Below are 14,227 nucleotides of genomic sequence, written 5' to 3'. Positions count from 1 at the left end.
TTTATTGCTTCACTTGAAGAGTCAGTAGTTCACTGCGCTGCTGGTCTCGTAATGCTTGCTGCTGGCGAATGTTGGCAAGGGTGTTTTCATCAGCCATTGCAACTTCATCAGGCGTAACAGGCATGTTGGCGCGCACTCGTTGTAAGCCATTAACGACAATCTTTTCGTCGCCTTTTAGGCCATCCAATACAATGCGTAGACCGTTAAGGCCTTCACCTAGAGAGATTGCTCGGTATTGGACAATATTGTCATCGCCTAAAACTAAGACATACTTGTTGTTCAGGTCGGTACCAATCGCTTTATTGTCAATCAACACACCTTGGTAGCTATCCGAGCCAGCGATACGCATTTTCGCGAACATACCCGGCAGAAATTTCTTATCCGCATTATCAAAAACGGCGCGAACTTGAATGGTTCCTGTTGCTTCATCAATCGCATTGTCTACAAAGTCGATGTAACCGATATGAGGGAAATCGGTATCGTTAGCCAACGACATTTGGACAACATTTTCAATTTCACCATCCGCTGAAATGAGGTTATTAATCTCTTGATATTTAAGGAAACTACGCTCATCAATGTCGAAGTAAGCGTACATTTTCGAAGTAGATACCAGTGACGTAAGAACGGTTTGACCCGTAGTTACATAGTTACCTTTGGTCACTTCTGCGAAAGAAACTTTGCCTGCAATCGGCGCGCGAACCAGAGTGAATTCAAGGTCTAGTTCCGCTTTGGCCAAAGCAGCTTTAAGGGCTGAAACACTTGCAACACTACGCTGTTTATCCGCAAAACGTGCATCAACGGTCTCTTGTGAAATCGCTTTGGTTTTGCTCAGTCTTTGTGCACGTTCATAATCTTTGATTGCTTGGTTCAAGCTTGTTTGAGCACTGCTAAGTTCCGCTTTCAAACGGTTGACTTCAGCAACAAACAAACGATTGTCGATTGAGAAAAGCACGTCTCCAGCTTCTACGAGATGGCCTTCACGGAAGTGAACATGGTCTACGTAACCCGACACACGAGGCATCACGGTGACGGTTTGAGGTGATTCTAATCGACCAGTGTATTGATCAAGCTCGGTAACCTGCTCTACAAGCACTTGTGCCACCTCAACCGTTGGTGGTGGCGGCGCTGATGCCGGTGCTTCGGCGCGTGAATCTTGACATCCAGACAACACCAATGGCGCTGCAAATGAGATTAGTAGAAGAGGCGTTCTAAGGTGTTTGCCTACCATCTCGCTATCCTTATGTTAGTTTTGTACCGATCGGTATAATAATCCTGACTTTTGATATTGATCAAGTAAAATTTATAGAATGAATGGTTACAACATATGGACAACGTATGCCTGCCGCATTACCATTTAGGGGATTGAACGAATAAGTGGTAGTTAGATTATGGTAGTCGGTACAGCAGGTCGACCACGCAGTTTTGACCAAGAAAAGGCGTTAGAAGAAGCATTAAAAGTGTTTTGGGAACAAGGATTTGAGGGAACATCTCTTTCTGACTTGACCAAGGCGATGGGCATCAATAAACCTAGCATGTATTCCGCCTTTGGCAATAAAGAACAACTGTTTCTTAAAGCGGTCGAAATGTATAAAGCCCGTGAATCAGAATATTTTTATCAGGCCTTAGAACAGGCTGACATACGTAAGGTGATCACGGACATCATCATTGGGAGCGCACAAGCGCATAGCTGTAAAGATAAGCCAAAAGGTTGTTTGATGATCCAGGGCGCCTTGGCATGTAGCACTGATGCTAGTCCGATAAAACAAGCGATGATGGATTGTCGAAAAGAGATGGGTGAAATATTGCTAGCAAGGTTCACAAAGGCTCAAAATGAAGGCCAATTAATGGAATCTGCTGACCCACAAGTGATGACACATTTTATGGCCACTTTTCTCAATGGCTTGTCAGTTCACTCTATGGATGATGTGTCACCAGACATGATTATTGCTGTGGCGGAGCTCGGAATAAAAGACTTACATGCATTTTGCGTAAGCTAATGTTTTAAAAAGGTTAATTAGATTCTTTTTAACCTTGGAGCATGAGGTTTGGACTGTCTTGGTTATTCAAACCTCTCAAATAGCGAAGTACCATTTCATTACTTTTCCAATCACCAAGTTGAATGAGCTGGGTTAAATTTAAACCTGCATGATAACCATCTTGTAATGCACCGACACGGCTAGAGTGCCCACTCCATATGTTTCGATGCGCCTCTGTTGATGTGACAACGTCACCTAAGTCAACAAGAAGATCATGGGCGCGCTGATAAATGCGGTCGATAGTCATGCCCGACATCGGAGTTTGACGATAGCCTGCTGGCCTTGCTCCTTTAACGGTTAGCCAACAAAAGATAAAATCATCTTCATCCAGCGGCTGGCAATAGGTTTGAACATAGCGTTTTACAATCGCTGAAAATCGGCCTGTTAATCGCTTCGGCTCTGGACTGATTGTGGTTTTAGATGTAACACGTTCGATGTTAATGTCGCCATTTTCAAGAAATTTAATGTGTTTTTTGCGTATGTTACCAATTTCACCCTCACGAAGTAGGGTGCCATAGGCAACGGTAAGAACAGCAAGATCTCGATAAGGTACAGCCCTTTTTTCATTGCCCCATAAATCCATTAATCTCAGCAAATGGTGCTTTCGAAATGGTTTAGCTTGCAGTTCGATAACTTGTGAACCGGTAATTTCCATCTCATCTTTTGGCAATGATTTAAAGAAGGTGGCGATGGCTGGCAGTTTAGTGACATCGTCCGTATTCATGATTTTGTGGAACAGGCTAAGCTGAGCTCTATATTGCTTAAGCGTATTGATCTTCACATCGAACTCTAGCTTAAGTGATTTAAACCAAGTTAATAGGACAGGGGCGTAGATAGGAAAGCTATAAACGTTTTGGTCTTTACAGTAGTCATCCCATTTACGAACAACGAACGCCAACATCTTTAAAGTGTGAATACTCAACCCGCCACGGTTTTCTTCGAACTCGTCTAAGTGCTTTCGCACTAGAGGTAATTCAGTCCAATTCGGATCAAAACTCTCATTAAGGTTGGGAAAGTTAAGTTTAAAGCGACTGAGCTTCTCTTTTTGCTTGTCCCATTGCTGGACAGTTTCTTTATGAGAACGTTCAGGTGACAGCGTCACTTGGCTTTGTCGTTGAGTTGGGAAGTTTGAGTTCGTCATAGCGCCTATGTTAGCAAACTAGTGTGATATAACTGTAATTATATCACACTATATAATTAGGACGACGATCGACATAAAAAATTCCATCACACGAGGTGAGTTTCGCCTGTTAATTAGACAATGAGCCGAAATGGTAAGTTGAGATGATGATCAGAGATTAATATACAGCCTCAGCATGTCTTTATGCTGGATACCATTTTCAAATATTGGGTCGCTGTAATTAGTGAGGAAATAGTCTTTAGATACCGAATCAACGCGAAAACCCAATCTTTGGTAATACGTTAATTGATAGCCAAAGGTACCCGTACCTAGCTCTATGCGAGTGATACCTTTGTTTGGTAAGTCTGTAAGCACCGACTTTAAAAGTTTTGTACCGATACCAACACGTTGGTGACTGGGCAGTACTGAGACATTAAAAATCTCAACAGTGGTAGAAGTGAGTGGTTTAGCAATACAAGCTCCTAGTACTTCATTATTATCACAAGCAATAAAGCACCAAGAATCATATAGATACGAGGAAATGCTCGCCTCGGATGGATCCGCTTCTAACAGCAAATCAAAAGGAACGTCGCTAGGTTCGATTTCTTTAAATTCCAAGAAGAGCTCCTCGTATACAGCTAAAACTTAAGGCATTAATTAAACGCCATGTTTGCGGCCATCACAACCAAAAGTACTGCAAAAATTTTCTTAATCGTTGCAACAGGAAGATGGTTAGTCGCCTTTGCTCCCAATGGTGCAGTGAACCATGACGTCGAAACAATACCAAACAAAGCTGGCAAGTAAACAAATCCCGCAAAACCATCACTCAAAGAAAAGTAAGGAAGGCCAGAGCTCACGTAACCGACAGACCCAAACAGAGCGATAATGATCCCACATGCCGATGCACAACCGATCGCCTTTTTGACATTGACAGAAAAGAAAGACAACAAAGGAACCAAAAGAGCGCCGCCACCGATACCGATCATCGCAGACAACGCTCCAGTAATAGTGGTAAGAACTGTCAGCACACCTTTATTAGGTAAGGTACGTTCAGGTGCATTGTCGCTTTGGCTACTAAAGAACATTTTAACCGCTATAAGAAATACACTCACTGCGAAAATGGTTCTAACGACTTGGTCTGGCAATTGCGCAGCCATAAAACCACTGATCAGTGCGCCCGAAGCAACACCAACCATAATCCATGGTGCTATGTCCCAAGGAACATTGCCATTTTTATGGTGAGCGATAGCAGAAGAAGTTGAAGTAAAGAGTATAGACGCTAAAGAAGTTGCGATAGCTACGACCACAACTTGATCAGATGGCAAAACGCCAAACTGCAGCAATATAATGCTTAAGATAGGGACGATGACTAAACCACCGCCAATGCCCAATAGCCCAGCTAAGAAACCAACGCCGCTACCTAACACAGCACAACACAATATCAGTACTATTTCACTCACCCTTAATCTCCTATTAATTGTTAGGGTTTGCATTCCATATAAAGCAAATCATCAAATCGGATAAAGTAATATAACTGAGTAGCACATCAATGCCACCCTATAACTACATGAATATTTCTCATAATCAATGTGAAGGATTACCACTGTTTTTCGAACTTGGATTCGAGCTATAAAATAGACTCTTCTCTAAATCTAGCGAAACAATTACAGTTATATTGGAATTTGAAGTTATTCAATTATTAAATAGAGCTGTGGTGACTAATGACTGGGACTATAAAAATAATCCAGAAAGCCTAGAGAGAGTAAGGAAATAAGCTTTCAACTCAGGAAATAGGATACCGCTCAACATGACTACTGATTTTAACTTTACAATTAAAAGCATCGGACTTGATGAAAATTACCACCCTTCAGACAGTACGCGTATTACAACCAACTTTGCCAACTTAGCGCGTGGTGAGAACCGTCAAAGAAATCTTCGTAACGCGTTGAACATGATTAACAATAATTTCAATGCTTTAGCAAACTGGGACAACCCAAATCGAGACCGCTACTCTGTTGAACTAGAGATCGTGTCTGTTGATATCGACATTGAAGGCAAAGGTGAAAACTTCCCATCTATCGAAGTATTGAAAACTAACATTGTCGATCACGCGACCAATGAACGCATTGAAGGTGTAGTAGGGAATAACTTCTCTTCATACGTGCGAGATTACGATTTTAGTGTTTTATTGTTAGAGCATAATAAAGATAAACCTGGCTTCAGCGTCCCTGATAATTTCGGTGAACTACATGGAAATTTATTCAAATCGTTCATTAAGTCTGACACATACAAAGCGAACTTTAAAAAGCTACCTGTTATCTGCCTAAGTGTGTCAGATAATAAAATATACCAACGTACAGACAACCAACACCCAGTTTTAGGTTTCGAATATCTGCCAAACGAATCATCTTTAACTGAGCAATACTTTAAGAAAATGGGCCTAGAAGTGCGTTACTTCATGCCACCAAATAGTGTTGCTCCGTTGGCATTCTACTTCTTTGGCGATCTGCTTAACGACTACTCGAACCTTGAGCTGATCAGCACCATTAGTACGATGGAAACGTTCCAGAAGATCTATCGACCAGAGATCTACAATGCAAATGCCGTTGCAGGTAATCGTTACCAACCAAACTTGAAGAACTCAGATCACTCACTTACGCAAATCGTCTACGACCGTGAAGAGCGTAGCAAGCTAGCAATCAAACAAGGTAAATTTGCCGAAGAGCACTTTATCAAACCGTTCCAACACACGTTAGACCAATGGTCTGCAAGCTTCGCTGTTTAAGGCTAGGGGATTGTACATATGTCAAAATTATTACCAACCTCTACTGCAGGCAGCCTACCAAAACCTTCATGGCTCGCTGAACCTGAAAAGTTGTGGTCACCATGGAAGTTACAAGGTAACGAGCTGGTCGATGGCAAGAAAGATGCCTTGCGTGTTTCATTGCAATCTCAAGAACTGGCTGGCGTCGATATCGTTAGCGATGGTGAACAAACTAGACAACACTTTGTGACGACTTTCATTGAGCACTTGAGTGGCGTTGACTTTGAAAAAAGAAAAACCGTTAAAATCCGTGACCGTTATGATGCGAGTGTCCCTACAGTCGTAGGTCCGGTTTCTCGTCAAAAACCTGTTTTCGTTGAAGATGCTAAGTTCTTACGCTCGCAAACTAAACAACCGATCAAGTGGGCGCTTCCTGGCCCAATGACGATGATAGATACGCTTTACGATGACCATTACAAGAGCCGTGAAAAGCTTGCGTGGGAATTCGCTAAAATCCTAAACCAAGAAGCGAAAGAGTTAGAAGCGGCTGGTGTCGACATCATCCAGTTTGACGAACCGGCGTTTAACGTATTCTTCGATGAGGTTAATGATTGGGGTATCGCATGCTTAGAGCGTGCTATCGAAGGCCTAAAGTGTGAAACTGCTGTCCACATCTGTTACGGCTATGGCATCAAAGCGAACACCGATTGGAAGAAAACACTAGGCTCTGAATGGCGTCAATATGAAGAGGTATTTCCTAAGCTGCAGAAGTCAAAGATCGACATCATTTCTCTGGAATGCCACAACTCACATGTTCCAGTAGAGCTGCTTGAGCTGATTCGCGGTAAAAAAGTCATGGTTGGTGCAATCGATGTTGCGACCGATGAAATTGAAACACCAGAAGAAGTAGCAGAGACTCTAAGAACTGCACTCAAATACGTCGACGCTGACAAGCTTTACCCATGTACTAACTGCGGTATGGCACCATTATCTCGCACTGTGGCGAATGCTAAGTTAGACGCCTTAAGCGCTGGGGCAGCCATAGTGCGAAAAGAACTTGAAGCTGGTGCTTAATACCAAAACGCTATGAAAAACGGGACTTGAGAAAGTCCCGTTTTTTCTTGCTTAAGATGAAAGCTTACATATAAACTTATAAGACATTTTAAAATTGCTCCCATGCCCAAGTGCATATTACGTGCATTATGTTAAATGGTAGTTTTTAATATTTAGGTCGATAAAACCCTGTAACTAAGCCATTCTCCTGCTCATATTGAACGCTCCGAATTTAGCTCGTTTGGTTCTCTAACTTATTAAAATTTAACAATAAGTCGATTTACCATAAAATAGATAATAACCATAAATGTTGTTGTTCGGCGAATGCTGGCATTCTTGAACAGCAACATTTTTACGTTATCTATCTGAGCAAGATTTCGTGATGTTTAGTCTTGTAGACTTACAATCTTTGAGCCTATGACATTCGCGACACCGCCAACTTTAACTCGTTGAACACCATGCTCGTTTGATTCTACTGAAGCGAAAATCTGCGACAAGGCACCCATGACGCGGCCTTGTTCAAAGACAAATGAACGTGAATGTTCGGTCGCTAAATACTTATCTAGATAACAAGCAAGTGCGCCACTCGCGCTGCCCGTTGCTGATTCTTCTGAAATACCAAACAAAGGCGCAAAGTTGCGGCAGCTTGCGGTTACTTCGGTGCCATCAGACAGCTCAAAGACATGAGCGCCAACTAGTTCGTGATCTTTAGAGAACTCAATCAACTTTGCTTCATCGATATTTACTTTATCGAGATACCCTTTAGGTACTTGGATAATAAGATCAGGTAAACCAGTCGATACCACCTGTGCTGGCAAACTTAAAGAGTTCAACACGTTTTCATCGATGCCAATTAAACCGGCCACTTCGGAATTTGAAAAGGTACGCCCAAACGTTGGTAAAGCCTGCTCCATGGTGACCTCGCCCAGAGCGTTGACCGATACAGGTAATATCCCTGCTTTGGTTCTCTGACGATATTGACCGTCAGTGATAAAACCTTTCTGATGTAATACAGAAAATGTCGCCAACGTCGCGTGGCCACAAAAATCTACCTCACCAGTAGTCGTAAAGAAAGAGACTTCAAAGTCTGCTTCTTCATCGCTACTTACAAACGCCGTCTCTGAGTAACCAATAACCTGAGCGATGTGTAGCTTGTCTGCATCGTTGAGACGATCAGCATTTAGAACGACACCCGCTGGGTTTCCTCCGCTTCCATCCTTGGTAAATGCGTTAACTAAGAATACCTCTATGTTTTCCATCATTCCTAAACACCTTGTTTTGTCTTTGACGACTAACTTAATGGCATAGTTAAGTAAGTGCAAACTCGCTGTTTAATTACAAACTTGTGACAATTTTAGGTATGTTCTGATATAAATTCACCGCTCTGAATATATATCTCCCTTTTGCCACAGCTTTACAAATAACAGGATTTTAATTGTGTCTTTAGTTCGAGTGACAAAATTGAAAATTGCAGTAGCTAGCGCCGCTTTAATTGTGGCTAGTCTACTCGGTTGCCAAGCGTTCAGTTCCAATGAGTCTGAGACTGAAGAAGCAAAGCTAATCGTCAACTACCTTGACCAAGTATTAGATGCAACGCACCAATATGCCGTCGACAACGGTAGTTTGCCACCCATTACTTTAGATACTGACGCTAACTTTGGTTATTTGAATATCAACAACCTTATCGAGAATCCTGGATTATCCACGTGGCAAGGTCCATACCTACCCTTCGAGGATACCTGGATTGGGGGTGACCAGTACATTAGCCATCCTGACTATATCGCGACACAGATTTTGCTGAAAGAAAAAGACAGTTCATGGATAAGAGGAAGCTCTGAAACGGGCTGCCAGCCTTCATCTAAGGCATGTTCGCTTGCAGCTTGTATTTGGTTGGTTCCACTCGAAGCGGCTCAGGAGGTCAATCACATGATTGATGGCGAGATGAATACGGCAGATTCAGACGCCAAGGGTAGCATTCGATTTGAAAAAGCTATGGTGGGAAGCCTAGCGTGTAAAATTGGTGACGACTACCCTTTACCAGAATAATTTAGACGCCTCGTCTTTGGATAGTCAAATTAGAGTGAAACTAATTAGTTATAGTGCATTAGAGCTCTTCTCTAAATTAGAATTTGCATACTCCTTCAGTACTTCTCGAGATTGTTTAAGAATAAAGTCGGAATGACCCCATCAGAGTACCGAACTGCGAATATTAAACATTAGACATCGAGGGCACTCGGTTCATCAACTCTCCACAGGGTAATTACTAAAGAGCATAAGCCAAACGGATGACGCTTATGCTCTTTAGTATTGTTATTGTCACCCAATAGATTTAGAACTAGTGCTGTTAAGTAGCTGATAAATATAGATAGCGCTGCTGATCAAGGCGATAAACAACATCACCCAGTAAGCGCCTGCCAACCCTAAATAGGTCGCCGATATTCCTGCGAAAAGGTAAGTCAATAACCACCAAAAATGAGTCAATGAAAAGTGGGCAGCGAAATATTGACTTGCATCTTGTCCAGATGATGCGTCATTGATGATCAAGCCCGAAGTCGTCTGTATTAAAGACATCCCTATCCCTAGCGAGAAACAAACTACGATAAACCCGAGCCAACTTGGTAACCACGTCCCGAGATAAAATGCGATACAAATTACACACAACCCATGGATATGATATCGCTGCGGATCTTGATTGGCGATGAGTTTGGGTATTAGAAATGCAATCAACATCGAGCCAGCTCCTACCGCGAGTAATGCTAAAGCTGTCTCACTATCACCACCGTGTAGAATATCATGCACATATACGACCGTGTTAACTATCACCATAGCGCTGGCAGCAGCCGCGGCCAAGTAGGCGTACCACAATCTCCTTAATGGCGGGATTGCTAAGTATGCCGAGATTCCTTTATACAGTGTGTTAATGTTGAGTCGCTGTTTCTCCACAATCTTTGATGAATCATATGGAATGAAGCACATTAGAATCAAAGCTGCTGAAAAAACAAACGTAAATGCATCGATCCAAAACAGTTGTCGAAAGGTCATCATCGTTAGCAACACTGCACTCAAAATAGGACTTACAACCTGTTCTAAGTCATAAGCGACCCGACTGTAAGACAACGCCTTTGTGTACTGCTCTCGGTCAGGTAATACCGTGGGCAGGGTCGCTTGGAATAAAGGCGTAAATGCCGCTGAGCATGCGTTAATCGCAAACATCAAAACATAGACTTGCCAAACTTGAACAGTAAACGGCAAGGCAATGAAAAGACAAGCTCTGACGATATCGAGAACGACAAGAGCTTGCTTCTTTGGCCATCGACGGCTAAAAAAAGCGAACACCGGCGCCAGACCAATATAAGCGATCATTTTAAGGCCAAAGGCGATGCTCAGAACCATACTCGCGTCACTTTCAGCAAGTTCGTAGGCCAGCAAAGCAAGACATACCGAACTCAAACCTGTACCGACAAGAGATGTGACTTGAGCTGTAAGAAGCCGGACGTAATCCTTATTGCTCCAGATACTATTGTAAGAAACGGGTAAATTCATCACCACTCTCCCACTAAGCTTTTCACGTCTTTAAGCAAAGAGGATAGCCAGAGTAATACCGCATCTTTGACCCTCTTGAACATGGTGCCTTGTTCAATATTATCAGCGCTAACTACGTTCACTCTTTTAATCGGTTGACCTTCGACACTCCAAACCACCTCACCGACTGCATCGCCTACTTTAACTGGAGCCATTAGTGTTTCATTGAGCTCAAGGATTTGCTCTACCGAGGCGACCTGGGTTCTAGGCAGTGTGATAAATACATCTTCATCAAATTGGACGGATGTTTCATTCACGTCACCCTTCCAAACCTCTGCTCGGTAAAGCTCCTCCCCTTTCTTACCGACTTGTAATGTGTCGTAAAAACGGAAACCATAATTCAATAATTGTCGCGACTCATTGACTCTAGTTTGAGCACTTGCCGTGCCCATAACAACAGATATCAACCTCATACGCCCCTGTGTTGCTGACGAGACCAAGCTATACCCGGCGGCTTTTGTGTAACCTGTCTTACCACCATCAACATTTAACGTTTTGTCCCACAATAACTTGTTGCGGTTGTATTGCTCTATTCCGTTCCAAGTGAAACGACGTTTGTTGTAGAGAGAGTAAACCTCTGGGACATCATTAATCACGGCTTTTAATAACGTAGCCATGTCTCGTGGTGTTGTCGCAATGCTTTCCCCGTCTAAGCCATGGGCATTAATGAAGTTAGTGTTTGCCATGCCAAGGGACTGTGCCCAACCATTCATTAAGCTAACGAAGGCGATCTCATCTCCTGCGACATGTTCAGCAAGCGCGACTGCAGCATCGTTACCAGATTGAATGATCAACCCTTGCATTAAATCTTGAACATTTGAATCGTCTCCCGGTTTGATAAACATTTTTGACGATTCAGGGAAGTTAGCTGACCACGCCTTTCTACTTACCTCTACTGAGGTATCCCATTCTAGGCGCCCATTAACAATTTCTTGCCCAACAACATAAGCAGTCATCAACTTGGTGAGACTTGCTGGTGCGACTTGGACATCTGCATCACTTTCAGCCAAAACATCACCAGAATTTGCATCAATTAAGATATATCCTTTTGCACTTAAAACAGGTGCGTTAGGGATAATGACCGCATTAACGTACCCAGCATATGCAAAGGCCATTAAGATAAGAAAAGACTTCAACACATTCATGCCATTACCTCTTGCTTCAGTGCTGCTACATCACCGATGTAAGGGCGCTTGCACGACTTCCCATCATTAACATACTGAAACGCTTCGTTCCCTTTTCCACAGACAACGATTAAGTCTCCAGACTCGCTCATCTGCTTGGCGAGGGCTATCGCTTCTGCTCTGTCATTGACTTCAAAAACTGGCTTATCTTTGGCTTTTGAACGCAGCACTCTAAACAACTCACTTTGTAAAACGCCCATTGGATCATCAGATGTAAAAATTACGAGATCCGCATGTTCGGTACATATTGAACCGATGAGGCTTGCTTGTTGTATGCGGTCCCCTGTAACGCCTGCGACAACAATCAGTCTTTGGCTCGCTTTTTGTCTTGCTGCAGTCAATAGCGCTCTCAATCCGTCACTGTTATGAGCATAATCAACCAGCCCAATCGCCCCATTAGATAACGACAAAAATTGAGCACGTCCGTCGGGCATAACAACGTCTTGGATAGCATCAATAATTTGCTTCAGACTCCAACCTAATGAATAAAGTACACACGTGATTGCTAGTGCATTCTCAATGTTGTATTCAAAAGGCATGGGAGAGCGGACTTCTTGGCTCTCTTTTCCAATCTTCAGTCCAAAGTACATCCCACGCGCCGATGGTTCCCACTTTGTCGCGATAACATCGGCACTCGAATCATGCATTGAAAATGTCACAACCTTAGCTCGACCTGAGGCTCTTTCCATCGCAGCGGCAGCATGAGGGTCATCAAGGTTCACCACTAATGTGCCATTGGGAGCAATGCGATCGACTATTTGTAGTTTAGCCTGCACGTAATTGTCTTTAGTGCGGTGAAAATCCATGTGGTCTTCCCCGATATTGGTGATCACTCCCATCTCAAGAGAGATAAACCCAGCTCTATCTTGCGAGAGAGCATGGCTACTCATCTCCATCACATTGAATTCTGTCCCAACACTTTGCATCTGATGAAACATGTTAAGTAGCGCAACACCATCAGGCGTGGTGTTGATAGTTGGGACCGTTTTATCATTGAGTTTTGCACCTAACGTCCCTATGTATGCACTTCGATTGGTGCGATTGAGAATTTGGTTGAGGCAATGCGACACAGTCGTTTTACCATTAGTGCCGGTCACTCCAATATGGCGCATTTTACGGTGTGGGTGTTTATAGAAGGTTTTGATAAGCGCTAGAGACTGATAGTAACTTTCCGTCACCAACGTCGGTATCGGTAGCGTCATTGGCTTATTCGATACAACGGCAATAGCCCCATTTTCAATCGCTTGCTGCACGAAATCATGACCATCATGAGTTAGGCCATAGCGACAAACAAACACATCATTTGGCTCTACGTCATCACTTCTTGTCTTGAATGACTTCACTTCCAATGAAGCTAATATCTCTAATTGTTGAGAGATTAAACTGGTCGGCATCTCAAACTCCTTAATCCAAAGCAGCCTGAAGTATAGAAATGCGCAGTTAATTAATGAAATCGAATGATTCTATATTCCATATCGAATAGACTGATACACAAAGAAATTGAGGGGTATCCAATGGCACAGATTAATTGGCAACGAGTCGACTTGAATTTAATACTCACCTTTGATGCACTTTTTCGCCATCGTAGCGTTTCAAAGGCAGCGGAGGCTCTCCACCTAGGCCAGCCTGCCACCAGCTATAACTTGAAAAGACTACGTGAACTGCTCGGGGACCCATTATTTGAACGAGATGGTCATACGATGCGACCAACGGCAAGAGCACACGAGATCGAGCCTAAAGTAAGGCAGATCATGACCATCTTTAAAGAAGATATTTTGAACGTTGACGGTTTCCAACCACATCACTTCAGTGGAACCTTCAAGGTGGGATTCAGTGATTATGCTGAGCAGATCTTTGCACCTCAGCTTTTCGACAAGTTACAAAGCTTAGCACCCAATGCGAAAGTGATCTTTAAACCCGTTGATACTGGGAATTGTGTTACGGAACTCGAAGCTAGAAATGTCGATGTGTGCATTGGTGTATTTTCCGATCTACCCAGTAAGTTAAAAAGTACATTTCTATATAGAGAAAAGCACCTCTGTACTTTTGATAATCAAGTCCTACGTAGTGATTTGCCCATTTCATTAGAAACCTACTTAGAGACACCACAAATGATCGTTACGGCGAACCAAGCGCTTACTACTCGTGTAGACCAAACACTCGAAGAGCTAGGGGTTCAACGAAATGTCGTATTAGGTACAACAAGATTTTTAACCATACGAAGAATGCTGACAGGTAGAAAAACGTTAGCCGTAATGGCAGAAATGGTGGGTAGAACTGACCTAATCGATGACTCGTTAACGCTTTGCGAACCGCCTATCGATATACCTGATTTCGACGTCGAATTAGTATCACTAAGCGCTGATAGCTCGCACCCAAGAATTACATGGTTATCAGATTTGGTTAAAGAAGTCGTTACGGAAAAGGTGTCTAGGTTACGTAATTTAAGTCATAAGAGTGGAGTGCCTCTTTAATAAGAGGCACTATC

At 43.0% G+C, this 14,227-nt stretch carries 14 protein-coding genes; 6 read left to right on the top strand and 8 right to left on the bottom strand.

The window, feature by feature from the left end; all coding sequences use genetic code 11:
* Position 1: 1 nt before the first annotated feature.
* Positions 2 to 1,228, bottom strand: coding sequence for an efflux RND transporter periplasmic adaptor subunit (locus KI743_RS08245; protein WP_285465917.1), 1,227 nt, complete (start codon positions 1,226 to 1,228; stop codon positions 2 to 4).
* Between the two features lie 160 nt (positions 1,229 to 1,388).
* On the opposite strand from KI743_RS08245, the gene KI743_RS08240 reads away from it, so the two are divergent.
* A complete protein-coding gene (locus KI743_RS08240; protein ID WP_285465916.1) occupies positions 1,389 to 1,997 on the top strand; it encodes a TetR/AcrR family transcriptional regulator in 609 nt (202 codons plus the stop codon).
* Positions 1,998 to 2,025: 28 nt separating this feature from the next.
* On the opposite strand, the gene KI743_RS08235 is transcribed toward KI743_RS08240, so the two are convergent.
* From KI743_RS08235 to KI743_RS08225, 3 genes are all read right to left on the bottom strand, one after another.
* Positions 2,026 to 3,177 (bottom strand): tyrosine-type recombinase/integrase, encoded by a 1,152-nt coding sequence (locus KI743_RS08235; protein ID WP_285465915.1) that lies wholly within the window; start codon positions 3,175 to 3,177, stop codon positions 2,026 to 2,028.
* Between the two features lie 150 nt (positions 3,178 to 3,327).
* Complete coding sequence (locus KI743_RS08230; protein WP_285465914.1) at positions 3,328 to 3,774, bottom strand: GNAT family N-acetyltransferase; 447 nt, start codon at positions 3,772 to 3,774, stop codon at positions 3,328 to 3,330.
* Positions 3,775 to 3,809: 35 nt separating this feature from the next.
* Complete coding sequence (locus KI743_RS08225; RefSeq protein ID WP_306416806.1) at positions 3,810 to 4,649, bottom strand: sulfite exporter TauE/SafE family protein; 840 nt, start codon at positions 4,647 to 4,649, stop codon at positions 3,810 to 3,812.
* Between the two features lie 314 nt (positions 4,650 to 4,963).
* Here KI743_RS08225 and KI743_RS08220 point away from each other — a divergent pair, with 314 nt between their 5' ends.
* On the top strand, positions 4,964 to 5,941 hold the full coding sequence (locus tag KI743_RS08220; RefSeq protein ID WP_285465910.1) for a DUF1852 domain-containing protein: 978 nt from the start codon (positions 4,964 to 4,966) through the stop codon (positions 5,939 to 5,941).
* An 18-nt stretch (positions 5,942 to 5,959) separates the two neighbouring features.
* Positions 5,960 to 6,994, top strand: coding sequence for a methionine synthase (locus KI743_RS08215; RefSeq protein WP_285465909.1), 1,035 nt, complete (start codon positions 5,960 to 5,962; stop codon positions 6,992 to 6,994).
* Between the two features lie 365 nt (positions 6,995 to 7,359).
* On the opposite strand, the gene KI743_RS08210 is transcribed toward KI743_RS08215, so the two are convergent.
* Entirely contained in the window at positions 7,360 to 8,235 is an 876-nt protein-coding gene (locus KI743_RS08210; RefSeq protein WP_306416805.1) for a PhzF family phenazine biosynthesis protein, read from the bottom strand.
* A gap of 175 nt (positions 8,236 to 8,410) precedes the next feature.
* On the opposite strand from KI743_RS08210, the gene KI743_RS08205 reads away from it, so the two are divergent.
* Both KI743_RS08205 and KI743_RS08200 read left to right on the top strand, forming a co-directional pair.
* The gene (locus KI743_RS08205; RefSeq protein ID WP_373417825.1) at positions 8,411 to 9,019 is read left to right on the top strand and encodes a type II secretion system protein; all 609 of its coding nucleotides are present in this window, start codon (positions 8,411 to 8,413) and stop codon (positions 9,017 to 9,019) included.
* 75 nt (positions 9,020 to 9,094) lie between these two features.
* The gene (locus tag KI743_RS08200; RefSeq protein ID WP_373417826.1) at positions 9,095 to 9,193 is read left to right on the top strand and encodes an AraC family transcriptional regulator; all 99 of its coding nucleotides are present in this window, start codon (positions 9,095 to 9,097) and stop codon (positions 9,191 to 9,193) included.
* A 96-nt stretch (positions 9,194 to 9,289) separates the two neighbouring features.
* Here the strand turns inward: KI743_RS08200 and KI743_RS08195 are convergent, their stop codons facing one another.
* Genes KI743_RS08195 through KI743_RS08185 form a run of 3 tightly spaced genes read right to left on the bottom strand, consistent with a single transcriptional unit; the run spans position 9,290 to position 13,133 of the window.
* The gene (locus KI743_RS08195) at positions 9,290 to 10,516 is read right to left on the bottom strand and encodes an MFS transporter (protein ID WP_285465908.1); all 1,227 of its coding nucleotides are present in this window, start codon (positions 10,514 to 10,516) and stop codon (positions 9,290 to 9,292) included.
* Positions 10,516 to 11,700, bottom strand: a complete 1,185-nt coding sequence (locus KI743_RS08190) for a D-alanyl-D-alanine carboxypeptidase family protein (protein WP_285465907.1) — start codon at positions 11,698 to 11,700, stop codon at positions 10,516 to 10,518. The genes KI743_RS08195 and KI743_RS08190 overlap by 1 nt, the downstream gene beginning before the upstream one ends.
* Positions 11,697 to 13,133: a Mur ligase family protein gene (locus KI743_RS08185; RefSeq protein ID WP_285465906.1), complete on the bottom strand. Its 1,437-nt coding sequence runs from the start codon at positions 13,131 to 13,133 to the stop codon at positions 11,697 to 11,699. Before KI743_RS08185 ends, KI743_RS08190 begins: the two co-directional genes overlap by 4 nt.
* 120 nt (positions 13,134 to 13,253) lie before the next feature.
* On the opposite strand from KI743_RS08185, the gene KI743_RS08180 reads away from it, so the two are divergent.
* On the top strand, positions 13,254 to 14,213 hold the full coding sequence (locus tag KI743_RS08180) for a LysR substrate-binding domain-containing protein (protein WP_285465905.1): 960 nt from the start codon (positions 13,254 to 13,256) through the stop codon (positions 14,211 to 14,213).
* Positions 14,214 to 14,227 lie beyond the last annotated feature (14 nt).

This window comes from Vibrio sp. D420a (assembly GCF_030248625.1).
GTDB classification, from domain to species: Bacteria; Pseudomonadota; Gammaproteobacteria; order Enterobacterales; family Vibrionaceae; genus Vibrio; species Vibrio fortis_A.
Note: the sequence above shows the minus strand (reverse complement) of the source record. Positions and strands in the feature narration are given on the sequence as shown.

What these genes read in the sequence shown, in the direction of transcription:
- KI743_RS08225 (WP_306416806.1), bottom strand. Translation starts at nt 4,649, where the DNA reads ATGCAAACCCTAACAATTAATAGGAGATTAAGGGTGAGTGAAATAGTA.
- KI743_RS08180 (WP_285465905.1), top strand. Translation starts at nt 13,254, where the DNA reads ATGGCACAGATTAATTGGCAACGAGTCGACTTGAATTTAATACTCACC.
- KI743_RS08240 (WP_285465916.1), top strand. Translation starts at nt 1,389, where the DNA reads ATGGTAGTCGGTACAGCAGGTCGACCACGCAGTTTTGACCAAGAAAAG.
- KI743_RS08245 (WP_285465917.1), bottom strand. Translation starts at nt 1,228, where the DNA reads ATGGTAGGCAAACACCTTAGAACGCCTCTTCTACTAATCTCATTTGCA.
- KI743_RS08185 (WP_285465906.1), bottom strand. Translation starts at nt 13,133, where the DNA reads ATGCCGACCAGTTTAATCTCTCAACAATTAGAGATATTAGCTTCATTG.
- KI743_RS08215 (WP_285465909.1), top strand. Translation starts at nt 5,960, where the DNA reads ATGTCAAAATTATTACCAACCTCTACTGCAGGCAGCCTACCAAAACCT.
- KI743_RS08210 (WP_306416805.1), bottom strand. Translation starts at nt 8,235, where the DNA reads ATGATGGAAAACATAGAGGTATTCTTAGTTAACGCATTTACCAAGGAT.
- KI743_RS08190 (WP_285465907.1), bottom strand. Translation starts at nt 11,700, where the DNA reads ATGAATGTGTTGAAGTCTTTTCTTATCTTAATGGCCTTTGCATATGCT.
- KI743_RS08195 (WP_285465908.1), bottom strand. Translation starts at nt 10,516, where the DNA reads ATGAATTTACCCGTTTCTTACAATAGTATCTGGAGCAATAAGGATTAC.
- KI743_RS08235 (WP_285465915.1), bottom strand. Translation starts at nt 3,177, where the DNA reads ATGACGAACTCAAACTTCCCAACTCAACGACAAAGCCAAGTGACGCTG.
- KI743_RS08220 (WP_285465910.1), top strand. Translation starts at nt 4,964, where the DNA reads ATGACTACTGATTTTAACTTTACAATTAAAAGCATCGGACTTGATGAA.